This window comes from Phaeobacter sp. JH204B (assembly GCF_048055755.1).
Lineage (GTDB): Bacteria > Pseudomonadota > Alphaproteobacteria > Rhodobacterales > Rhodobacteraceae > Phaeobacter > Phaeobacter bryozoorum.
This window is the reverse complement of sequence record NZ_JAYMXF010000007.1, coordinates 201,692-224,139: the sequence shown is the minus strand read 5'-3', so window position 1 is coordinate 224,139 and position 22,448 is coordinate 201,692. Positions and strand designations below refer to the sequence as shown.

Genomic DNA, 22,448 nt, shown 5'->3' with positions numbered 1-22,448 from the left:
ATTCGGAGAAGACGAAGATGCTTGGCAAGATGATGCACAAACAGCTGACCATAGGCTCGCTGATAGAACATGCAGGGCGGTTCCATAGCGGGACAACGGTCACATCTGTCGAGACTTCGGGCGAAACCGTGCATGTCACCTGGGGAGACATCGACGCCAACGCTCGCAAACTGGCGGCCGCCCTGGGGCGGCTGGGCATCGCGCAGGGCGCCCGTTGCGGCACCATCGCCTGGAACAATCGTCGCCACCTCGAAATCTATTTCGGCGTCTCCGGGGGTGGGTTTGTCTGCCACACGATCAACCCGCGACTGACACCAGAGCAGCTGATCTACATCATAAACCACGCAGAGGATCAGGTCCTGTTCATCGACACCACCTTTGTTCCGGCTGTGGCACAGCTGCGCGCGCATCTGACCACCGTGCAGAATATCGTGGTGATGGGGCCGCCGGACGCCGAGATCGCAGCCCAGATCGAAGACGTGCTGTTCTACGATGCGCTCCTGGACATGGAAACAACCCCGTATTCCTGGCCTGATCTGGATGAAAACCTGCCATCGAGCCTGTGTTACACCTCCGGCACGACCGGCAATCCCAAGGGGGTTGAATACACCCATCGCACCAGCGTTCTGCATACGCTTGGCGGCAACCAGCCCGACGGTATCGCCCTGCGGGCGCGGGACACCGTTCTGGCAGTTGTTCCGATGTTCCACGTGAATGCCTGGGGGACGCCCTACATGACCGCGGCGGTTGGGGCAAAGCTGGTACTGCCCGGGCCGCATCTGGATGGGGCGAGCCTGGCCAAGCTGATTGATGCGGAAAAGGTCACCGTGGCGCTGGGTGTTCCCACAATCTGGATGGGTTTGCTGAAAGGGCTGGAGGAGACCGGATGCACCGCCGAGAGCCTGGAACGCACCATTGTCGGCGGCTCTGCCCTGCCAACGGTCATGATCCCCACATTTCGTGACAAATACGGCGTTGATCTGGTGCATGCCTGGGGCATGACGGAAACAAGCCCAATCGGAACGCTGAACCAGCTGCTTCAGAAACACAATGAGCTGGACGCCGAGCAGCAGGCGAAGCTGCGCGAAGGACAAGGCCGCCCCATGTATGGTGTCGATCTGCGCATCGTAGACGACAGCGGCGCTGTTCTGCCTCATGACGGACAGACGCAGGGCAATTTGCAGATCTGCGGTCATTGGGTGATCGACAGCTATTTCCGCGCCGAGGATACAGCGCTGACGGCAGATGGATGGTTCGATACCGGTGACGTCGCCACAATTGATGCCGATGGCTATATGATCATTCGTGATCGCTCCAAGGACATCATCAAGTCTGGCGGCGAATGGATCTCGACCGTCGAGCTGGAGGATATCGCGATGTCCCATCCCGGTATCGCTCAGGTAGCGGCAATCGCAGCCAGACACCCCAAATGGGACGAACGTCCGGTGGTGATCGCTGTAAAACGCTCCCCCGACGTGACTGAGGACGATCTGCGCGAGTATTACCAGGGCAAGGTAGCAAGCTGGCAGATCCCCGACCGTGTCATCTTTGTCGATGCGCTGCCGCTAGGTGGCACCGGAAAGGTGCTGAAAAACAAGCTCCGCGACTCTTACGACGCGATTCTGCTAGAGGCCTGATGCACTACACCGCCGCCAATATGGCATCTGGTGGCAGTGCCCATTTCACGAAATGGGCACAGAATCCGTCCGAATTACGGGTAAAAGAGGGGCTTTGGCGGCCATAACTGCCGGCAAATTTATCTGTTAAGCCTCACTTAAGACACCGCCTGATATCCCGGTAGTGGGTGAAAATAGGTGGTGGATTATGAGCGCACAAGGAAATGTGGCGCCCATTATCATCAAGAAGAAAAAGTCAGGTGGTGCCCATGGTCACCACGGTGGAGCCTGGAAGGTCGCCTATGCGGACTTCGTGACGGCTATGATGGCGTTCTTCATGTTGATGTGGCTGCTCAATGCAACGACTGAGAAACAACGCAAAGGGTTGGCGGATTATTTCTCGCCATCCATTCCGCTGAGCCGGGTCTCCGGCGGCGGCAACGGGGCGTTCAGCGGGGACAGCATGTTCACCGAGGAAATCCAGCCCCAGAACGGTACCGGTGCGACCGATGTGAACCCCGCAGACGCCCAGCAGGCCAAGGGTGACTCCGGCGTCGAACAGGACAAGGACCGCGAGGCTGCCGATGAGCAGTTCCGAGCCCTGGAAGAGCAGCTGAAGGGGCGTGGCGGCGAAAGCATGGTCTCGATCGAGATGGCGCAGCACATCATTACCCGCGTCACCGACGAAGGCCTTGTAGTTGAACTCTTCGACACCGAGGATTCGCCGCTGTTCAAAGATGGTACAGCTGAACCGACCCTCCTGTTCCGCGACATCGTGAAGATGGTTTCACGCGTCACCGGCGTTGTTGAAAACAACATCGCAATCGGCGGCCACATCAGATCACATGCGGTCGTTGTCGCCAATAATCCGGTCTGGGAACTGTCCCATGCACGGGCTGACGCAACCCGGGTGATGCTCGAATCAGGTGGAACGAAGTCCAAGCGGATGCACCGGGTGACGGGACATGCCGATCGGAAACTGGCGGATAGCAATCCGATGGCAGCGCGAAACAATCGGGTCGAAATCATCCTTCTGCGCAAATAACCCATGGATCCCCAAAAACGGGCGGCGAACAGATCAGACAATTTTATCTGTTAGCCGCCCGTTAATGGGCAATCGGCTAGCTGTTGCATCAAGAAAGATTCGATGCAGCAGAAAGGCGTATCCATGACGATTTCTTCCTCGCTTAATGCCGGTGTTGCCGGGCTTACCGCGAATGCCAGCCGACTGGCCTCCATTTCCGACAACATCGCAAACTCCTCAACCGCCGGCTACAAGCGGGTCCAGACCGATTTCCACTCGATGGTCATGAGCTCGTCTGGCGGCACCTATTCTGCCGGGGGCGTGCGGACAACCAACGTCCGCCTGATTGATGAGCGGGGCCCGCTGGTGTCGACCAGCAATGCGACTGACCTCGCGGTCCGAGGCCGCGGTATGCTGCCGGTGACATCCATGAACGAGGTCGAGACAGGCGCTGCGAACCCGCAGATGATGCTGACCACCACTGCATCGTTCCGGACCAACGCCGATGGCCTGCTGGCCACTGAATCCGGTCTCGTCCTGATGGGCTGGCCCGCACAGTCCGATGGTACGATCCCACCCTACCCGCGCGATACCTCCGATGCGCTGGAGCCGGTTCGTTTCAATGTAAACAAACTGTCTGGTGAGCCGACAACCGAGATGTCTCTGGGTGTCAACCTGCCTGCGACCGCAACCGAATCCACGTCGGCTGGTACCAGCGAAAACCTGTCGATCGAGTATTATGACAACCTCGGAAAGTCGGAGAGTCTGCAGATCGAATTTGTTCCCACCGTTCCCGCAACAGGCGAGTCGAACGAGTGGACGATGATCATTACCGATACTGCTATCGGCGCCACTGTGATCGGTGAATATACGCTGACCTTTGATGACAACCGGACCTCCGGCGGCGCTCTCAATGCTGTCACGGCCACGACAGGTGGGGCCTATGACCCGGCAACCGGCTCGATCATCGTGTCTGTTGCAGGCGGCCCGATGGAGATCAATATCGGCACCTTGGGGGATGACAACGGGCTTACCCAATTGTCGGATACCTTCGCACCCGCCTCCATTTCAAAGGACGGCGCCCCGGTCGGTAACTTCACCGGCGTGGAAATCGACGAAGCCGGATATGTGCATGCCAATTATGACACCGGCGTCAGCCGAGTGGTCTATCAGGTACCTCTTGTCGATCTGCCCAATCCCAACGGTATGATCGCGATGGATCGCCAGACCTATATGCCATCCAGCGAAAGCGGCTCCTATTTCCTGTGGAATGCTGGTGAGGGTCCGACAGGCGATATCCTGGGCTATGCGCGTGAAGAATCCGCAACCGATGTTGCGGGGGAACTAACCAACATGATCCAGACCCAGCGCGCCTATTCGTCGAACGCAAAGGTCATTCAGACCGTGGATGAGATGTTGCAGGAAACCACCAACATCAAGCGCTGATAAGCGCCTTCTCCTTTGATCCACATTCGCGCAAAGGCTGGATGATCCATGTCCATTACAAGTGCTCTCAATTCCGCAATGACCGGGCTGACGGCGGCTGGCCGCTCAACCTCGGTTGTTTCCGAAAACCTGTCGAATGTCCTGACACCAGGATATTCGCGCCGGAGTCTGGCGCTCACCAGCGCCGGCGACGGTTTCAGCGGGGTGAAGGTCGGCAACGTCCAGCGGATCAACGATCCGGCGTTGCAGTCCAGCGTGCGATCCGCCAACTCAGAGGTCGGCGTTGCCGAGGTGAAATCCGCCTTCTTTGGTCGTATGACCGAGCTGGTGGGCAGCGCCGACGACCCCTATTCCATCACACAGCGGCTGACCGACTTTGACTCCGGTCTGATCGAGGTGATTTCCCGTCCGGATTCAGGGCCGCGCTTGAACGATCTTGCGATCCAGGCTGAAGAATTGGTGCGGTCGATTTCCGATGCGGCCGAAGGGCTGCGCAATCGGCGCACAGCCGCCGACAGGGCCATCGACGTGCAAGTTGATACCGTCAATCAATCGCTGGAAAAGCTGCAAAGACTGAACGCAAAAATTGCAGTCAGTCAGTCCACCGGATCCGATTCCGCATCGCTTCTCGATCAGCGTGATCTGTTGATCGACGAGGTGAACCAGATTATCCCGGTCAAGGTTGTGAACCGTGACCGTGGGCAGGTCGCCCTGTTCTCAGAAGGCGGCGCCGTGCTTCTGGATGGTCAGGCCGCTGAGCTGAGTTTCGATGGCAAGGCCGATACCCTGCCTTACATGACCCTCGGCAACGGGTTGCTCTCCGGTCTGCAAATCAACGGTATCGACGTTGCAACCGGCCCCGGCGGGCCAATTCGCGGCGGGACTCTGGCGGCCCATTTCGAGGTGCGCGACGTTCTGACCGTGGAAGCACAGGAAGATCTCGATGCGATGGCAAAAGATCTCGTCGAACGCTTCCAGGATCCGACCTTGGATCCGACTTTAGGCGCCACCGATCCCGGGATATTCACCGATCAAGGTGCGTTCTTTGACCCTGCCAATACTGTTGGCATCGCCAACCGTATTGAATTGAACGACAAGATCGCGATGCAGGGGCAGGCTGAAACCTGGCGGTTGCGGGATGGTCTCAATGCAGCGGCGCCCGGGAATGCCGGCGATGCAACGCTTCTGCGCGGATATGCCGATGCGCTCGACGCCAAGCGCTTGGTATCGTCCGTCGGCCTCGGCACCGCAAATCTGGATGCCAGCACGCTGAGCGCGAATCTGCTGTCGCGTTTTGCACAGAGTGAAAATTCCGCAGAACAGAATGTCGCCTTCGCGGCGGCAACCTATACCGAAATGTATCAGCGCGAATTGGCGCAGGGCGTCGACAGTGATGCTGAACTGCAAAACCTTATCGTGATTGAAAAAGTCTATCAGGCCAACGCCAGAATGATCTCCGTCGTTGATGAGCTGATGGAAACGCTTCTGAGGATTTAACGAATGATTATGAACTCATATGGGGACATGGCTCAACATCTGTTCCTGCGCAATCGGTCGGTGGGTCTGAAGAACGACATCTCGACCCTGACGCAGGAATTGAGTTCGGGTAAAACCTCGCAGCTGACACAGAAACTAGGTGGCGATCTTACCTATCTGTCCGACGTCGAACGAAGCCTTGACCGGCTCAAGTCCTTTCAGGTGGCAAATACCGAGGCCGCGCTGTTCGCATCCTCGATGCAGAACAATATTGAGCTGATCTCCGATAACGTCATCACGCTGACCGGTGACATCTTCTCCGTCACCACCTCGCCGAATGACGAAACGTCGAAGCAATTGTCCAACCAGGCAGAGGTGTTCCTGACGGAAGCCATCCGGTCGCTGAACGGAGAAGCGGCCGGCCGCAGCCTGTTTGCCGGCAATGATACCGAAGCCAAGCCTCTCGCCGACCTCAACACCTTGATGTCCGCACTGGTGACCGAGGTATCCCTGCTGAGCACCGCCCCGGATATCGTGCAGGCCGTCAAGGACTGGTTTGCCGATCCGGTGGGGTTTGATGCAGTGATGTACCAGGGCTCTTCGGATTTGATGGACCCGGTGAGAATCGGGCCCAACGAAGAGGTCACGGTCTCTCTGAAGGCCAATGATGCTGCGTTCAAACAGACATTGCAGAGCCTCGCGATTGCGACACTGGTAAATGAACCCGGCCTGAGCCTCAGCTCGGACGTGAAATTCGAACTGTTGCGTAGCACCGGGGTAGAGCTGCGTGAAAGCCAGGTTCAACTGACGCAGATGCAATCGGATCTTGGTTTTGTTGAAGGGCGTATCGAGCAAACGGCAACACGCAATGGCGCGGCGCAGACCAGCCTGAGCCTGGTGTTCAATGAACTCGTCCAAGCCGACCCATATGAGACCGCAACCCGTCTCGACGAGGCGCAGTTCCAACTGGAAAGCCTGTTTACTGTCACCGCGCGAACATCACAGCTGTCTCTGATGAGGTTCCTGTCATGATGCAGCTCATTCGACTTCTGCTGACGGTGCTGATGTTGCCTGCGATGGCACAGGCCAATGCCATCCGGCTGAAGGACCTGGTCGAGTTTGACGGCGTTCGTGGTAATGATCTGGTCGGCTACGGTCTTGTGGTTGGTCTGAACGGGACTGGCGACGGTCTGCGCAACTCACCGTTTACCGAAGAGATCATGTCGAACATCCTCGAAAGGCTGGGCGTCAATGTCACCGGTGAGCAGTTTCGGCCCAAGAATGTTGCGGCGGTGTTTGTCACCGCGACTTTGCCGCCTTTTGCCCGTGTTGGCGGCACCGTCGATGTGACGGTGTCCGCAATTGGCGATTCGAAAAGCCTACTGGGCGGGACGCTGGTCATGACGCCGCTGAATGCCGCCGATGGTCAGATCTATGCCGTTGCCCAAGGGACCATTCTGGCTGGTGGCGCGGTCGCGGAGGGTGAAGGTGCCTCTGTCACCCAGGGGGTGCCGACCGCCGGTGTTATTCCATCGGGGGCCAGGGTCGAGCGCGAGATCGACTTTGATCTCTCGTCACTGACGTCCATGCGCCTTGCCCTGCGGGAGCCAGATTTCACCACCGCTGGCCGTATCGAGCGGGCGATCAATGCGGAATTTGGTCGAAACGTCGCTCTGATGCGGGATTCCGGGACCGTGGAAATTGACGTGCAGCGCACCAATAGCCGGTCAACGGCCCATGCAGTTGGTCGGATCGAGAATATCCTGGTCGAACCGCAGCGCAAGGCGCGTGTGGTTGTGGATCAACGCTCCGGCACCATTGTAATGGGCAGCGATGTCCGTATTTCACGTGTCGCGGTTGCGCAAGGCAATCTGACCCTGCGGATCGAGGAAACACCCCTCGTGGTTCAGCCCAATCCATTTGCAGATGGCGAAACGGTTGTCGTCCCACGCACCGGTGCCGCCATTGAAGAGGAGGAGGGCATACAGCTGGCGGAAGTTCCGGAAACAACCTCCTTGTCCGAAGTGGTCGCCGGGCTAAACGCCCTGGGCGTATCGCCGCGGGACATGATCGATATCCTCAAGAGCCTGAAGGCGGCCGGTGCCCTGCATGCCGAATTTGTAGTTCGGTAGCAGCGAGGCCCCAAGATAGACAAGACCAGCACCCCCTGAAGCCACGTGGCTTCGGGGGGTGCTTCGTCGTAATGGAGCTGTTGCGGATCCGCGATTTGCAGATGCGCTGTCACTGAACTCTACCTTCGTGATTGTCACAACCTGGAGGTCTGGGAGATGCGGTCCTGGACATTTCAGCACATTGCCCGAGATGACAGCACGGCTCGCTCTCCGCGCGTTACATCAGCGGGGCCCGAGGTCCAGATCACTAAATCTGAGGGAGAGGGAGAGGAAAGCCCGGTCATCAACCCTCAAGGATGTGCTGAAGGATGAGGGCGACCGCAGTATATGGCAGCGCTCAGGGTGATGGCACAGAAAAACCCCCGGCCGCAATGGCGACCGGAGGATTAGGAAGGCGATATCCAACTACGGGAAGTAGCTGCGCACCAAAGCACTCGCGATAAGGCTCCAGCCGTCGGCAACGACAAAGAACGCGAGTTTGAACGGCATGGACACAACGGCCGGTGGGACCATCATCATACCCATCGACATCAGAACCGCCGCGACCACCAGGTCGATCACGAGAAATGGCAGAAAGACAAGAAAGCCGACCTGAAACGCGCGGGCGATTTCTGACAGCATGAAGCTGGACACCAAGGTTGACAGCGGCGCATCGGCGGTTGGGTCAATACCCGCAGTGGCCGGGCGTAGATCCGCTATCGCGTAGAATGTATCGGGATCAAGGCGCGCCGCCATGAAGACACGGAACGGCTGCAAAGCACGTTCAAGCGCGGTTTCAACATCCAGCCGTTCCTCGATCAGCGGATTGATCCCGGTGGTCCAGGCCTCGGTAAAGACAGGCTCCATGACGAAATAGGTGAGAAACAGCGCGAGGCTGATCATCAACATATTCGGCGGCGCCTGCTGCAAACCGATGGCCTGCCGCAGGATCGACAAGACCGTCACAAGAAACGGAAAGCATGTGATCATGATCAGCAGCCCCGGCGCGAGGCTGAGGACGGTGATCAGCAGGATCAGCTGGATCGAACGGGCGGAGATTGACTGACCATCGCCCAATGACAGGCTGAGATCCTGCGCGCTTGCAGGGTCCGGCAGACCGAGGGCCAGAATAGCGGCCAGCGCGACGGCAAAAAGGGCAGTGCGTGTCATCCCAGGCCGCTTTGCAAATCCGCGATTTCCGTCAGGCGCACAGCCAGTTGACCTGCTTGCTCGCCTTCCAGCTCTTCCAATTGGCCTCTGGCGACCAGGCGGTCGCCGACATAGAGATCCACGGGATCCTCCACCCGTTTGTCGAGCGTCAGAATCGCGTTCTCGCCCAGGTTGACAAGATCACGGATCAACGGCCGCGCCTTGCCGACCGATACGACGACCTCAACGGGTACCGACACAAACGGATTGCCTGCATCGCCAGATTTCCGGTTCATTTCAGCAGACTTATCCATATTTGCTGTCCTCTGTTATGTGAAAGGAGAAGGCCTCGATCGAATCCTGGATAGAGTCGATCAGGGCCGAGCTGTTGATTTCCCGCTCAATGCCGCCGACCTTAAGATAGGCTTGACCCGGGCTCAGGATGACATCCTCGCGCACCTGAACCGGTACAGCGAAACTCTTGGTCAGAAGCGCACGCACCGTCGCCCCCTCGCCGGGGGAGACGACAATATTGATCGCTTGATCCGCCTGGCTCTTGGCCATGTCGGTGAGCTGATCAACTATGTGATGTCCAAAGCTCGCAGCCATTGCGTCGGGCAGGACAGCGCTCGTCAGAACCTTGAACATCGGATCCAGCGATTCGAGCAGTTGCGTCTGCGCCTCGTGGAAGGTGAAGCTGAGATCTTCGAGCGAACTGGCCAGTTCCGAGGAGACATGCTTGCTCTCCTTGTCCTTCGCTGTCACCGCATCATCCCAACCGGCGCTGTAGCCCTTTTCGTAGGATTCCAGACGCTGTTCTTCCAACAATTCCTCGTTGACTTCGACAACCGGCACCGCCGGTGTATCCATGGCAAAATCTTCAAGAAGATGGGCAATGGTCATCAGGCTCTCTCCTCATTTTCTTCCAGCCAGCCGCGCAGAATCTGAACAGTTTCCTCCTGGCGTTCGCCAATCATCGAGCGCAGGCGATCAACGGGGTTGTCGCTGCCACCGCCAAGGGCAGGCAGGCCACCCATATCGCCCAATCCGCTCATGTCACCCATGCCCATGCCGCTGCCCATGCCCATGCCACCCATGGGTTCGAACTGGCCGGTTTCGTTGTTCTCGATCTCACCATCCAGCGCGAGATCAGCGCCGAGGTTTGGATTGGACATGAAACCGCCTCCGCCGAGTGCCGGCAATTCGTCCATGGCGTCGCCTGTCGGTGCCCCAAGGGCCGGAACGCTGGCCTGGTTCGACAGGATCGGACGGATGACAAAGAGACCAAGAATCAGCGTCACCAGTGCCAAGGCAGCCATCTGGATAAGCGACATTGCATCCAGATAGATGTTGTCAAAGATGGAGGCGCTGACAACGGTGCCTTGCGGCTCTACCGTAGGCATTTCCATCGATTTCAGCGTGATGACATCCCCGCGCTCCTCGCTGAAGCCAACCGCGGCAGAGATCAGCTCGCGCAGCGCGCCAAGCTCTTCTTCCGGGCGGGGTTCCATCACTGTTTCGCCGGTTGCCGTGGTTGTCTGGACGCCATTCAGCAATACAGCAACGGTCAGTCGTTTAATCGCACCCGGTCCACGCAGAATCTCTTTTTCTGTCTCAGAGATTTCATAGTTGACCCGTTCACGAGTGGCACTGGTGCTGGCTTTCGACCCGTCGCCAGAGGCCCCGTCTCCGTCCGGGATATTTGACGCAACCGTCACTTCACCAGATTGGTTCTGAGACGAATCCGCGCGTTCTTCTACGTCGGTGCTGATTGCGACACGGCTTTCGGGATCAATGCGCTTTTCCCGGATGGATTCGGTATCTGTTACCGTTTCGACGCTGACTTCGACCACAGCATTACCATGACCAACGCGCGCTTCGACCAGGCGCATGACCCGTTCGCGAATCGACTGCGAGCGATCATCCGTACCCGCGCCAACAGCTGCGGCGGCCTCGGGCGAGCCGATCAGGGCGCCATTGGCATCGATCACCGCAACATTCTCCACCGCGAGACCTGTCACGGCAGAGGAAATCAGAAACCGAATCGCATTCGCCTGGGCCGGCGTGATGGGCGAGCCCATCGGGACAACCGACACAGAGGCAGTCGGTTCGGCCGTGCGCTGGAACGGGTTCGAGCCCGTATTGGCAATATGCACCCTTGCCTGGGTCACATGCGGGCTGGCCACAATCGTACGGGCCAATTCCCCTTCTTTTGCGCGCCAATAGGCGGCGTCAAACATCTGTGATGTTGTTCCGAAGCCGCTGAGCGAATCGAGCAGCTCATATCCGCGTCCGCCGTTTGCCGGCAGGCCTTCGCTTGCCAGTGTCATGCGAAGCTCGTCGCGCGCCGAGGCCGCAACGTAAATTGACCCCCCGCGAACTTCATATTCTGTGCCGCGCTGTTCAAGCGCGCGCACCACATCCCCAGCCGAGCCGCTTTCCAGCCCGGCGTACAATAATTGCATCGTGGGCGTATTCGCCACACGGGACATCGCCAGGACGCTGAGAATCACGATCACCGTGGCCCCCACGGCAATCAGGCGCTTTCGCGTGTCCAAACCTGCCCAGACATTCTTGATCTGCTGCACATTAACCTCCGTAGCACCGGCATTCTGTCCGATGTGCAACCCTTTTGCCGGATTGCCCTTAACATTCGGTTAGTGTCCGCAAGCTAAGAAGATGAGGCACGACGTATTAGGGATAGTCATGACAGACGCTGTAGTAGACACAGAACAGGACGCCCCGGCCAAGAAGAGCAAGCTGCCCCTTATCATTGGGGTTGTTCTTGCGCTTGCTGGTGCCGGTGGGGGATTCTTCGCTGTCCAGTCAGGCCTTCTTCCCTTTGGTCAGAGCGCAGCCCCAGAAGGGGTGGATGCGACCGAAGTGGCGCCAGAAGGCGTGGACAACGGTGAGACGGCGGAGGATATCGCCAATCTCGCCTTTATCGAAATGGAACCGATTGTGATCACCTTGCGCAAGGCAAGTGGGCTAAAACACCTTCGATTCCGCTCTCAGCTGGAGGTTGATCTCGCCCATCGGGCCGAGGTCGAAAAAATCCTCCCGCGTGTTGTCGATGTTCTCAACAGCTATCTCAGGGCACTGGAACTGGAGGATCTGACCGATCCGATGGCCTTGCCGAAACTGCGCGCACAGATGCTGCGGCGGATCAATATCGCAACCGGCCAGGGCCGGGTGCGTGATCTGCTGATTATGGACTTCGTATTGAACTAGGAGAACGGGATGGAACTGATTGCAGATATCCTGCTTGCGGCCGGGGCCATGGGGGCAGGCTTTTATTGCCTGGTGCTCTCGCGACGGCTGAAGCGTTTCAACGACCTGGAGAAAGGTGTGGGAGGAGCGGTTGCCGTGCTCTCCGCCCAGGTCGATGACCTGAATAAATCACTGCTGGCAGCACGCCATGTATCGGATGGATCGAGCAAGGCTCTGGACCAGCTGACCGGCCGGGCCGAATCGGTTGCACAACGCCTGGAGCTGATGATGGCATCCATGCACGACATGCCCGAAGTTGCGGCGCCTGAGCCTAAGGCACAGGCACCCGAACCCGCAGCTGCCGAAGAAAACGACGCGCTCGCCGCCGCTTATCAAGCCGACGCCGAGCCAGAAGCGGCACCGGAACCTGAGCCTGCAAAACCTGCAGGGCTGATGTTTGTCCGCCACAACCGTTCGCAGGGCCGGGTAGCATAATGGCCAAGACAGCACAGACCAAAGCCCCGAAGGCAAAACCAAAAAAAGCAACGCGCATGAAGCGGACACGCAGCGGTGCGCTCATGATGCTGGCCTTCTTGCTGATGGGATCCGCTATTGTGCGCCTCGGGCTGGAGGCAGGACCGGCGATCGCCCGGGAAGTTGCAAACCTACAGGACGAATCGACTCTGAAGGATGAGCCGAAAGGCACCTTGAACGGTAAGTCGATGCCGTCATCGGCAGAGCTCCAGAACATGCTGGCGGCCTTTCAGGAGCGCGAAGCTGCACTGTCTGCGCGCGAGGCCGAGATTGAAGATCGCATGAAGGCGCTCGAGATCGCAGATGATGCAATCGAACAGAAGCTTGTTGCGCTGGAACAGGCGGAGGAAGAGCTGAAATCGACACTGGCTCTCGCCGATGGTGCAACAGAAGGGGATCTGACGCGTCTGACTGCGGTCTACGAGCAGATGAAACCCAAGGAATCAGCAGCGCTGTTTGAGGAGATGGATCCGGCATTTGCAGCTGGTTTCCTCGCGCGCATGCGCCCTGAGGCAGCCGCAGGCATCATGGCCGGGCTCAGCCCGCAGGCAGCCTATACAATCAGCGTGGTCCTGGCGGGTCGCAACGGGTCTGTTCCAAAGGAGTAAGCAAGCGCTGCTCCTCAGGCTTTTTTAACGTGAATCGCCTAAACTTGTAGAAACAAACGAAATTCGGAGTGGACCTAATGCTCGGTATTGTAGGCATCGTGGTTATCTTTGTCATGGTGTTCGGGGGATATCTCCTGGCCGGTGGTAAGATGACAATCATCATCAAGGCCCTGCCGTTTGAATTCATGATGATCGGCGGCGCCGGTATCGGGGCCTTTCTGATCAGCAATGACATCGGCGGCGTGAAACACACGCTGAAGGACATGGGCAAAGTGTTCAAGGGTCCCAAGTGGAAGGCCGATGACTATCGCGATCTTCTGTGTCTCTTGTTCTCTCTGATCCGGATCGCGCGGGCCAATCCCGTTGAGGTCGAACAACATATCGAGGATCCCGAGAACTCATCGGTCTTCAACCGGTATCCCAAGATTCTCGCCGACAAAGAGGCGGTGAACCTGATCAGTGATACCATGCGGTCCGCCTCGATGAACTATGACGACCCCCATCAGGTGGAAGAGGTTCTGGAAAAGCGCATCGAGGCAAATCTTCATCACGCGCTGCATTCTAGCCATGCGCTTCAGACACTTGCAGACGGGCTGCCCGCGCTTGGGATTGTTGCGGCGGTTCTCGGGATCATCAAGACGATGGGCTCGATCGACCAGCCCCCGGAAGTCCTGGGTAAGCTGATTGGTGGCGCGCTTGTCGGGACATTCCTTGGCGTTTTCCTGGCCTACGGTCTGGTTGGCCCCTTCGCCGGCAAGGTGAAGTCGGTAACCGAGGAAGATGCGCATTTCTACTCCCTCATCCGAGAAGTTCTGGTGGCAAATCTGCACAATCATGCCGCAGCGATCTGCATCGAAGTCGGACGTCAGAACACCCCGTCGCATATTCGCCCCGGCTTCTCTGAGCTGGAAGACGCGTTGAAGTCGGTGAAACAGGACGCAGCATGATGTGGCGCGCGCTGACCCTTGCAGCATTTACCCTGGCTGCGGCATCTGTGGATGCCCAGACGGTGGTCGCCCGTTCGGGAGAGCATGACGGGTTTTCCCGGCTGGTCATGCGGCTTCCAAATGGCGCGCCATGGTCGCTGCGTCAGTCAGGCCAATCGGCGCAGGTGGTCATTGAAACGCCAACAGTGGTGTTTGATACATCCCGAATCTTCGATCTTATTCCGCGGACGCGCCTGCAATCTGTGTCGCAGGCCGGCCCCGGACAACCGCTGAACCTACAGCTTGGTTGCGCATGTGAGGTGACTTCCTTCGTGCAGAAGGATGGGTATCTGGTGATCGATATCGCCGATGGCCCCGCCGGGGCCGAGCGGCGTGTCATCGCAGGCTCGCCCTTGCCTCTGTTGCCCGGCACGTTCAACAGCGCAGGCTATCGCTTCAATCTAGCGGCGCGCGCCGCTGCTGATGCACGCGCCGCACTCGATCTGGCCGGCGTCACGTCCGGCAGCTCCGACCGGCCCAATCCGGTACAGCGCCTCCCCGTGGCTGTGGCGGACGCCCCATCAGCTGTGGTGCTGCCCCTCAATCTGAACCGGACACCCCGCACAAACACTGAAGCAAATCCTGCCGGGGGCACAAGTGTTGCCGCCGCGCCAGCCCCGGAACCAACACCGGTCCCGGTACAGGTCGATACCGATATGCTGCTCGACCTGTCAGAAACGGAGCGCGCAGCCACAGTCAACGAATCTGAACAGCGGCTGTTGCAACAGATCAGCCGGGCAACCAATCAGGGCCTGCTGGAGCTTGTTGGTGTAGAAGTTCACGATGGTCCCGCCGGACATATCCTTGACCCGCTGAGCAGCCGTGATCGCCCTCTTAATCCGCTGGACCAGATCTCTGTCACGTCCTCCGTGGATCGCGAAACCGGCCTGGTTGCGCGCCGCTCGGGCGATTCCAATCAGCCGACACACTGCTTGTCGAGCACACAGCTTGCCATCCATGAATGGGGCACTGATGAGCCATTCTCTGACCAGATATCACCGCTTCGGGCTGAACTGGTGCGTGAATTCGACGATGTCGATCCGGCTGCCGTCCTAACCCTGGCGCGGGCCTATCTCTTTTTCGGGTTCGGTGCTGAGGCACAGGCGATCTTGCGTATGATGCCGTCTGGCGCAGCGGAACATGATGATGCCGTCGCGCTGACCGCGATGGGGGCTGTGCTGGACGGTCAGGACCTTGGCGTAAACCACGCCTTCGCCGGGCAACAGGTCTGCGACAGCGAAGTGGCGCTCTGGGCAGCGCTAGCCGATGGCACGATCAAGAAAAACGCAAAGACGGATGCAATCCAGCAGGCCTTTGCCAAGCTGCCACCACATTTGCGGGTCCAGGTCGGCCCGCGGGTCAGCACGCTTTTTGCAAAGGCCGGTGACCCTCATCTGGCGGGCGCCACGCTGCGTTCGGTTGATCGTACCGGCGTCGACCACGTGCCCGAAATCAATCTGGCCGAAGCCGAAATCGCCAAATTGGAAGGTGACGTCGAAACCGTGGCTCAGGAGCTGACGGAGGAGGTCGCGGAGCGGACGGAAAACGCCCCCCGTGCCTTGATTGAGCTGATTGATCTCAGCTTTGCCGAGCGCTCTGCGCTGTCGCCGGATGTCCCGGATCTTGCCGCGTCCTATGAGGTCGAGAATCGCGATAGCCCACTGGGAATGGACTTGCGCCGCGCCGTGGTCTCGGCATTGGCCCTGACCGGCCAGTTCCATGACAGCTTCAATGAATTGGATGCCTTGAGCAGACGTGATGGTCCTGCGGCGCGCACTGCCGCGCTGGAACCGCTTCTGACATTGCTGACGGAACGCGCAGATGATGTGACATTCCTGCAGTATGCGCTGGTCATTGCGGCCAATGGTACCCCGGCCGAGGTAGCTCCGATTGCCGATATCGTGGCTCAGCGGCTGCTTGATCTCGGGTTTGCACAGCAGGCACAGTCGATCCTGAAGAAGCTCGCCATGGAACCCGGCAACGCCAAACGACGCCTGCTTCTGGCCAAGGCAGCACTCGCGATGGACAAACCGCACTCCGCGCTGGTGGAGCTGATGGGGCTGTCCGGGTCTGAAGCAAATAAGCTGCGCGCCGAAGCGCTGTGGCGAAACGGTGAATATGCAAGAGCTGGCGAATATCTTCTTGAAGAAGACGAAGAGGATGCGGCGGCGCGCGGTTTCTGGCACTCGGAAGATCGCGAGAATCTTGCAACCATTGATGCTGATGTTGCGCAGCAGTTTGGCGGAGTCGCGAGGGTGACGACACAGATCGAAGAAACTGCAAAAGAACCAAGTGGTTTGCCGCCCCTAGCTCATGCGAGGGCCCTGGTCGAAAGCAGCGAGGGAACACGCGGCGGTATTGCCGATCTGCTGCAGAAGGTGACGCGGCAGCCGGAGCTTTCCGAAGACGGATCATAGCTGACAACGATCTTTTCTGCCACGCTGACAGATACCAGGACCGCCTCACCGGCGGTCTTGGCGCATCTGATGATAACGGTTTGTCAATGCTCTGGTCTTAGGCTCGGACTTAGGGTGAATCCTCATTTGGACAGGCAGAATGCCGAAATTGAGCTTTCTTTTCAGACAACAGCGGCGATGTGCCCGCTGCACAGTCAGTTTGCCAGTATGGCCTGCGCTTTTTTGTGCGGCGCTGGGGCTATTGGTGTTTTTGAAACCGCAGACCGGACATGCGTCGTCACCGCAGGTTTCGGCGTTATGTGATCTCGCCGCACGGCGCGCGGCACGTGATCAGGGCGTGCCACTGGACGTTCTGCGCGCGATTACCAGAACGGAAACCGGTCGTGGCGGCAAACAAGGGCTTCAGCCATGGCCGTGGACGGTCAATATGGAAGGCGCCGGTAAGTGGTTTCAGACCGAAGATGAGGCGAGAGCCTATGTCTTCTCGCACTTCAAGCGCGGCGCGCGCAGCTTTGATGTCGGGTGTTTCCAGATCAACTTCAAATGGCATGGTCAGGCGTTCGACTCGATTGACCAAATGTTCGATCCACTTGCCAATGCGCAATATGCGGCGCGCTTCCTGCGCGAACTGCATGATGAATTCGGCGATTGGTCCCAGGCGGCCGGCGCCTATCACTCGCGCACGCCGACCTATGCAAATCGCTATACAGCACGTTTCGATCGGGTTCGGGCTGATCTGAAGCCAGTCGAGACCGTTGCCGCGCTGCCGGTGGAGCGCAAACGGGCCACCTTCTCTGCCCCGCAACCGCTCGCCATGCTTCACAATCCCTCACCGCTGATCACCCAAGGCGCAGCGCCCTCCGGCGCAGCTCGATTGGGCTCACTGGTCCCATTAACGGGCAGCGGCGCATCCGCGCAGGCTCTCATCGTACTGAAATAAGGGCTGAATTTCCGTGCCAAATATTGATATACAAAAACTGTTCAGCCCCACCGTGCTGCTCGCACTCGCGCTGATGGCGATTATCGTGATGATGATTCTGCCGATGCCAGCCTGGGTTCTGGATATCGGTCTCGCGGCTTCCTTCGGGCTTGCGATCCTGATTTTCACAATCACCTTGTTTATCGAGCGGCCTCTGGATTTCTCATCATTCCCGACGATCCTGCTGGCCTCTCTGATGCTGCGGTTGTCGCTGAATGTGTCTTCGACAAAACTGATTATCGGTCAGGGCCATACCGGCACCGATGCCGCAGGCGGGGTGATCGAGGGATTCGCCCAGTTCGTCATGGGGGGCAGTGTATTCCTTGGCCTCGTTGTCTTTGGGGTGCTGTTGATCGTGAACTTCATGGTCATTACCAAAGGTGCAGCGCGGATGGCCGAGGTCGGCGCCCGCTTTGCACTGGACGGGATGCCAGGCAAGCAGCTGGCAATCGACAGCGACATGTCGGCCGGCGCCATTGATCACGCCACAGCGCGCGAGCGTCGCGAGGTGGAACAACGCGAAACAACATTCTTCGGCTCTCTGGACGGTGCGTCCAAATTCGTAAAAGGCGACGCAATCGCCGGCCTGCTGATCACCCTGTTGAACCTGATCATGGGCCTGATCATGGGCGTGCTTGTTCACGACATGCCGGTTGTTTCCGCATTTGAAACCTATGCGATCCTGACGGTTGGCGATGGTCTGGTCTCTCAGATCCCCTCGGTCATCATCTCGATTGCGGCAGCTCTCTTGCTGGCCCGCGGCGGTGCGACGGGCTCGACCGATATCGCGCTGGCCGATCAGCTGGGCAAACATCCGGCCGCTCTGGCGACCGTTGCCGTGCTCATGTCGCTGTTTGCGCTGGTTCCGGGTCTGCCGTTTATCCCCTTCATGGTGGGGGGCGCTGTACTGGGATACACCGCATATAAGATGAGCAAGAACATGAAGGACCGCGAAGAAGCGGATATGGACGAGCGGATCGAAGAAGTCATGGAGCCGAAGGAAAACCGGGCGCTGGGTGACATCCTCGATCTGGACGACCTGCACCTGGAATTCGCACCGGATCTGGTGAGCATGGTTCTGGATGCCGGGACCGGGCTGGATGCCCGCATTGCCAATATGCGGACGCATGTGGCAACCACCTTTGGGCTTATCCTGCCGGAGATCCGCCTGACGGATGAGCCTGAGCTGATGACCGGCACCTATGTGATCAAAGTGCAAGGGGTGGAACAGGTGCGCGGCATTCTGCATCCCGAAATGGTGCTCGCGTTGATGCCCGACAATCACGCAGCCCTGCCGCCCGGCACCGATGTGACAGAACCTGTCTATGGTGCACCTGCGCGTTGGATATCTTCGAAGAGCCAGGAAGATGCAGCGCTCTCAGGCGCCACAATCGTCACCGCACCGGAAATTCTGGCCACCCATTTGCTGGAAGTGATCAAGCAGAACTTCCCTCGTCTGCTGACGCTGAAATCCCTGCGCCGTCTGCTGAACGAAATGACCGAGCTGACAGATGATTTCCGCGCCGAGGCAAATCGCAAACTGCTGGACGAACTGGTGCCGGACAAGGTGCCGATGGACACGTTGCACAGCGTCTTGCGTCTGCTTCTGGAGGAGCGGGTGTCCATCCGCAACATGCCTCTCATTCTCGAATCGATTGCCGAGGCACGCCTCCATACCAACCAGCCCGAGATCATTTGTGAGCATGTGCGCCAACGTCTCGGTTTCCAGCTGGTTGGTGAGATGAAGCGCGAGGATGGGACCATTCCGCTGATCCAGCTGGCCCCGGAATGGGAAGAGACCTTCTCTACCTACCAGATCGACGCTCAGGGTGGCGCCGTCGATATCGCGCTGCCGCCGGATCAGTTCAACCGACTGGCCGAGGGGTTGAGCGACCGACTGAACAGCACGACCGAACAGGGTGTTTTTGCAGCGGTTGTTACCTCGACCCGGCGTCGTCGATACCTGCGGACAATCCTGAAATCACGCGGCATCCTCAATCCGGTTTTGTCTTTCGAGGAAATCGGACTTGAGGCCAGACCTGCCCTGGTAGGCATGGTTCCGGCATGAGCATTGGCTTTCTGCCGCCTGAGCTGGTCGCCCTTCTGGGCGCCGGCTTTTGGCATGGGGCCATCATCTTTCTGCGGGTTGCGGCCATGGTGTCCGTACTACCCGCCTTCGGCGAAAAATATGTCCCGGTGCGGATCAAACTGGCCATTTCGCTGGCGTTCACATTTATCGTGGCGCCGGCCTTGCCGTTGCTGCCGGAACCGGCCAGCCCGCTGCATTACGCCAGTCTCGCGCTGAGTGAAGCCGTTGTTGGTCTGGCCCTCGGGGTCGCGATCCGCATGTTTGTTCATGCAATCCAGATCGCCGGAACAATTGCCGCGCAGTCGACGTCTCTCGCACAGGTTCTGGGCGGTATCGGTGCCGAGCCAATGCCCGCTATTGGCGCCGTCCTGTTGATCTCGGGATTGGCGCTGGCGGTCATGTTGGGTCTTCATATCCGTGTGGCTGAATTCATAATCTACAGCTACATGATGTTCCCGGTGGGTGAATTCCCGGCGGCATCCGGCCTGTCGGATTGGGGTGTACACCGTGTTTCGCGCGCCTTTGCGATGGGGTTCTCTCTCGCTGCACCGTTCCTGATCGGCTCGATGGTCTACAATCTGACACTGGGTGTCATCAACCGCGCCATGCCCGCGCTGATGGTGGCCTTTGTCGGTGCGCCGGTGGTTACCTTCGGAGGTCTCGCAATCCTGATGGTTGCCAGCCCGATGATCTTGGATATCTGGAGCACCGCGCTTATGAGCTTCTTTGCCAATCCGGGTGAGGGGATGCCATGAGCGACGACGACTCAGACAAGTCATATGAACCAACACCGCAGAAGCTTGAGAAAGCTCGGAAAAAAGGTGAAGTTCCAAAATCTACCGACCTGTCGGTGGCGGCGTCCTATCTCGGGCTGATCATCGCGATTTACGTGTCGGGGGCAGACGTTGTCGCCGAAATCGGCACAATATTGATGTCATTTCTCGATCAACCCGACCGGCTGGCAGAATTATTCTTCAACGGCGCCGGCACCGTGCCGGTTGGCGGGATCATGATGGCTGTCGGGACCTCAAGTCTGCCGATCTTTATCGTCCCTATGGCCGCTGTTTTCCTGTCCATTGTCGCCCAGCGGGCCCTGGTTTTTGCTCCCAGCAAGCTGGAGCCAAAACTCTCAAAGATCTCGATCATTTCCAACGCCAAGAATAAATTCGGGCGTTCGGGCCTTTTTGAGTTCTTCAAGAGCACCGTAAAGCTGATCCTCTACTCGGTCTGCATGGGTGTCTACCTGAACTATCGGCTGCCGGATATGATCGCGTCTTCTGCCACCGGTGCTTTTGTCGTCGTGATGATGATGGCGCAGCTGGCACTGGAGTTTCTCATCCTCGCGCTGATCATCGCGCTGGGTATTGGTGTCATCGATGCCGCGTTTCAGCAGGCAGAGCACAATCGGAAAAACATGATGTCCCGCCAGGAAATCATGGACGAAAGCAAAGAGTCCGAAGGCGACCCGCATCTAAAGGGCGCCCGCCGACAAAAGGCCCATCAGATTGCCATGGGCCAAGGCGTCGCAGATGTGGCAAAGGCAGATGTCGTTATCGTCAACCCGACTCATTACGCTGTCGCATTGAAATGGGACCGCGCACCAGGACAGGCGCCTGTCTGTGTGGCCAAGGGGGTGGATGAAGTCGCTGCTATCATTCGCGAAGTTGCCAATGAGCATGGTGTCCCGATCCATAGCGATCCGCCGACCGCGCGCGCCCTGCATGCCGCGGTTCAGATCGGCGAGGAAATTCACGAAGAGCATTATGCGCCGGTTGCCGCCGCGATCCGCTTTGCGGAGAACATGCGCCAGCGGGCCAAGGGGATGGTGTGATGAAGCAGAAAATGCTCGATCAGATGGCCGATGTGACCGAAGCCCTGTATCTGCAGGAACATGCCAAGGTAAAGCCGGTTCTTGATGCGGAAGCCCGCGTGCGCGGTCAGCTGACTAAGCTGGACCAGCAGATCAAAGACAGCCGCGATCTGGCCAGCTCCGACCATGCAATGAAAGCGCTTGGTGCCGATCTTCTGTGGCAAGGCTGGCATACCCGCGCCCGTCGAGAGTTGAATATGGAACTGGCGCAGATCACGGCACAGAAACTGCGGGCAATGGACAATCTGCGCAAGGCATTCGGTCGCAAACACGCCGTGGAGACAATGGCGATCGAAGAGCGCCTGAGGGTCAAGAAAGACAAGGCGCAAAAACTGCACAATCGCCTGATGAATATGGACTGAGCCACCTGACACAGGATGGCATCTAAGAGAAAGGCCGGTTCAAAATGAACCGGCCTTTCTCTTTTCGGTAGTGCATTGGTCAGACGTCTTGTCGCGACATCTCTACAATCAGGACGTCATAGATATCTTTGCCCAGTTGTTTCTGCGCGGCCTCACGCAGCGCGGTCCGCAGCGGTGTCAACATGTCGGATCGGGTGAAGGCCCCGCGAAAGCCACCCATGTTGGCATGATCGAACAGAACCTGCAGAAAGATATCCCGCAACTTGGGTTCATAAGCGTGGATCTTCTCGTTCATGCCAGCCTTGGTTTCCAGGCTGAGCGACACCACCACCAGCGAGGACAGCTGTTCGCGCTCGACAACGGGAACCACAAACTGGTTCGCCATCTTGATGTATTCGCGCTGCTCTTCCTCATCACCCGGCAGCTCCGGAGTGATCTCCTCGGCATGTTCGCCGCTATCCTCAGCGTGGTCTTCCGGGGCCGGTGCCGGAGCCATCATGATCCCGGCGCCGATACCTCCGGCAGTTCCGACCAGCAGTAGAATGACAGGCAGTAGTTTTGACAGCATGTG

General features: G+C 58.4%; 21 protein-coding genes. 16 read left to right on the top strand and 5 right to left on the bottom strand.

The features are described from left to right. Positions 1-17 precede the first annotated feature (17 nt). The 6 genes from VXL81_RS03320 (at position 18) to VXL81_RS03295 (ending at position 7,694) form a co-directional block, all read left to right on the top strand. The gene (locus tag VXL81_RS03320) at positions 18-1,637 is read left to right on the top strand and encodes a long-chain fatty acid--CoA ligase (RefSeq protein WP_416552914.1); all 1,620 of its coding nucleotides are present in this window, start codon (positions 18-20) and stop codon (positions 1,635-1,637) included. A 187-nt stretch (positions 1,638-1,824) separates the two neighbouring features. Beyond that, on the top strand, positions 1,825-2,661 hold the full coding sequence (locus tag VXL81_RS03315; protein WP_416534391.1) for a flagellar motor protein MotB: 837 nt from the start codon (positions 1,825-1,827) through the stop codon (positions 2,659-2,661). Positions 2,662-2,763: 102 nt separating this feature from the next. Continuing rightward, positions 2,764-4,086, top strand: a complete 1,323-nt coding sequence (locus VXL81_RS03310; protein ID WP_340547038.1) for a flagellar hook protein FlgE — start codon at positions 2,764-2,766, stop codon at positions 4,084-4,086. A 48-nt stretch (positions 4,087-4,134) separates the two neighbouring features. Next, positions 4,135-5,583 carry a flagellar hook-associated protein FlgK gene (gene flgK, locus VXL81_RS03305; RefSeq protein WP_340547039.1) on the top strand — a complete coding sequence of 483 codons (1,449 nt, stop codon included), beginning with the start codon at positions 4,135-4,137 and terminating at the stop codon, positions 5,581-5,583. A 3-nt stretch (positions 5,584-5,586) separates the two neighbouring features. After that, positions 5,587-6,594, top strand: a complete 1,008-nt coding sequence (locus VXL81_RS03300) for a flagellin (protein WP_416552912.1) — start codon at positions 5,587-5,589, stop codon at positions 6,592-6,594. Then, positions 6,591-7,694, top strand: a complete 1,104-nt coding sequence (locus VXL81_RS03295; RefSeq protein ID WP_340547041.1) for a flagellar basal body P-ring protein FlgI — start codon at positions 6,591-6,593, stop codon at positions 7,692-7,694. The genes VXL81_RS03300 and VXL81_RS03295 overlap by 4 nt, the downstream gene beginning before the upstream one ends. Before the next feature lie 405 nt (positions 7,695-8,099). Here the strand turns inward: VXL81_RS03295 and fliP are convergent, their stop codons facing one another. From fliP to fliF, 4 genes are read right to left on the bottom strand one after another with little or no spacing between them, the layout of a single operon-like run. Continuing rightward, positions 8,100-8,843 carry a flagellar type III secretion system pore protein FliP gene (gene fliP, locus VXL81_RS03290; protein ID WP_416538497.1) on the bottom strand — a complete coding sequence of 248 codons (744 nt, stop codon included), beginning with the start codon at positions 8,841-8,843 and terminating at the stop codon, positions 8,100-8,102. Continuing rightward, positions 8,840-9,136, bottom strand: coding sequence for a FliM/FliN family flagellar motor switch protein (locus VXL81_RS03285; protein WP_040175044.1), 297 nt, complete (start codon positions 9,134-9,136; stop codon positions 8,840-8,842). The genes fliP and VXL81_RS03285 overlap by 4 nt, the downstream gene beginning before the upstream one ends. Next, positions 9,129-9,725, bottom strand: a complete 597-nt coding sequence (locus VXL81_RS03280; protein ID WP_340547043.1) for an ABC transporter ATP-binding protein — start codon at positions 9,723-9,725, stop codon at positions 9,129-9,131. Before VXL81_RS03280 ends, VXL81_RS03285 begins: the two co-directional genes overlap by 8 nt. Continuing rightward, positions 9,725-11,410 carry a flagellar basal-body MS-ring/collar protein FliF gene (gene fliF / locus VXL81_RS03275; RefSeq protein ID WP_416534390.1) on the bottom strand — a complete coding sequence of 562 codons (1,686 nt, stop codon included), beginning with the start codon at positions 11,408-11,410 and terminating at the stop codon, positions 9,725-9,727. The genes VXL81_RS03280 and fliF overlap by 1 nt, the downstream gene beginning before the upstream one ends. Before the next feature lie 118 nt (positions 11,411-11,528). Here fliF and VXL81_RS03270 point away from each other — a divergent pair, with 118 nt between their 5' ends. The 10 genes from VXL81_RS03270 to VXL81_RS03225 all read left to right on the top strand — a co-directional run bounded on the left by VXL81_RS03270 (position 11,529) and on the right by VXL81_RS03225 (position 21,877). After that, on the top strand, positions 11,529-12,053 hold the full coding sequence (locus tag VXL81_RS03270) for a flagellar basal body-associated FliL family protein (protein ID WP_340547045.1): 525 nt from the start codon (positions 11,529-11,531) through the stop codon (positions 12,051-12,053). Positions 12,054-12,062: 9 nt separating this feature from the next. Further along, the gene (locus VXL81_RS03265; RefSeq protein ID WP_416534389.1) at positions 12,063-12,527 is read left to right on the top strand and encodes a hypothetical protein; all 465 of its coding nucleotides are present in this window, start codon (positions 12,063-12,065) and stop codon (positions 12,525-12,527) included. Next, complete coding sequence (locus tag VXL81_RS03260) at positions 12,527-13,174, top strand: hypothetical protein (RefSeq protein WP_340547047.1); 648 nt, start codon at positions 12,527-12,529, stop codon at positions 13,172-13,174. The genes VXL81_RS03265 and VXL81_RS03260 overlap by 1 nt, the downstream gene beginning before the upstream one ends. Before the next feature lie 77 nt (positions 13,175-13,251). Then, positions 13,252-14,121: a flagellar motor stator protein MotA gene (motA, locus tag VXL81_RS03255; protein WP_340547048.1), complete on the top strand. Its 870-nt coding sequence runs from the start codon at positions 13,252-13,254 to the stop codon at positions 14,119-14,121. Then, on the top strand, positions 14,121-16,577 hold the full coding sequence (locus VXL81_RS03250) for a hypothetical protein (protein WP_416544166.1): 2,457 nt from the start codon (positions 14,121-14,123) through the stop codon (positions 16,575-16,577). Before motA ends, VXL81_RS03250 begins: the two co-directional genes overlap by 1 nt. A gap of 139 nt (positions 16,578-16,716) precedes the next feature. Beyond that, positions 16,717-17,517 (top strand): transglycosylase SLT domain-containing protein, encoded by an 801-nt coding sequence (locus VXL81_RS03245; protein ID WP_416542681.1) that lies wholly within the window; start codon positions 16,717-16,719, stop codon positions 17,515-17,517. A gap of 13 nt (positions 17,518-17,530) precedes the next feature. Further along, on the top strand, positions 17,531-19,624 hold the full coding sequence (gene flhA, locus VXL81_RS03240; RefSeq protein ID WP_416534387.1) for a flagellar biosynthesis protein FlhA: 2,094 nt from the start codon (positions 17,531-17,533) through the stop codon (positions 19,622-19,624). Beyond that, positions 19,621-20,400 carry a flagellar biosynthetic protein FliR gene (locus VXL81_RS03235; protein ID WP_340547051.1) on the top strand — a complete coding sequence of 260 codons (780 nt, stop codon included), beginning with the start codon at positions 19,621-19,623 and terminating at the stop codon, positions 20,398-20,400. Before flhA ends, VXL81_RS03235 begins: the two co-directional genes overlap by 4 nt. After that, positions 20,397-21,476 carry a flagellar type III secretion system protein FlhB gene (locus VXL81_RS03230; protein ID WP_340547052.1) on the top strand — a complete coding sequence of 360 codons (1,080 nt, stop codon included), beginning with the start codon at positions 20,397-20,399 and terminating at the stop codon, positions 21,474-21,476. The genes VXL81_RS03235 and VXL81_RS03230 overlap by 4 nt, the downstream gene beginning before the upstream one ends. Then, a complete protein-coding gene (locus tag VXL81_RS03225; protein WP_340547053.1) occupies positions 21,476-21,877 on the top strand; it encodes a hypothetical protein in 402 nt (133 codons plus the stop codon). The genes VXL81_RS03230 and VXL81_RS03225 overlap by 1 nt, the downstream gene beginning before the upstream one ends. Before the next feature lie 79 nt (positions 21,878-21,956). On the opposite strand, the gene VXL81_RS03220 is transcribed toward VXL81_RS03225, so the two are convergent. Continuing rightward, positions 21,957-22,445 carry a flagellar basal body-associated FliL family protein gene (locus VXL81_RS03220; RefSeq protein ID WP_340547054.1) on the bottom strand — a complete coding sequence of 163 codons (489 nt, stop codon included), beginning with the start codon at positions 22,443-22,445 and terminating at the stop codon, positions 21,957-21,959. Positions 22,446-22,448 lie beyond the last annotated feature (3 nt).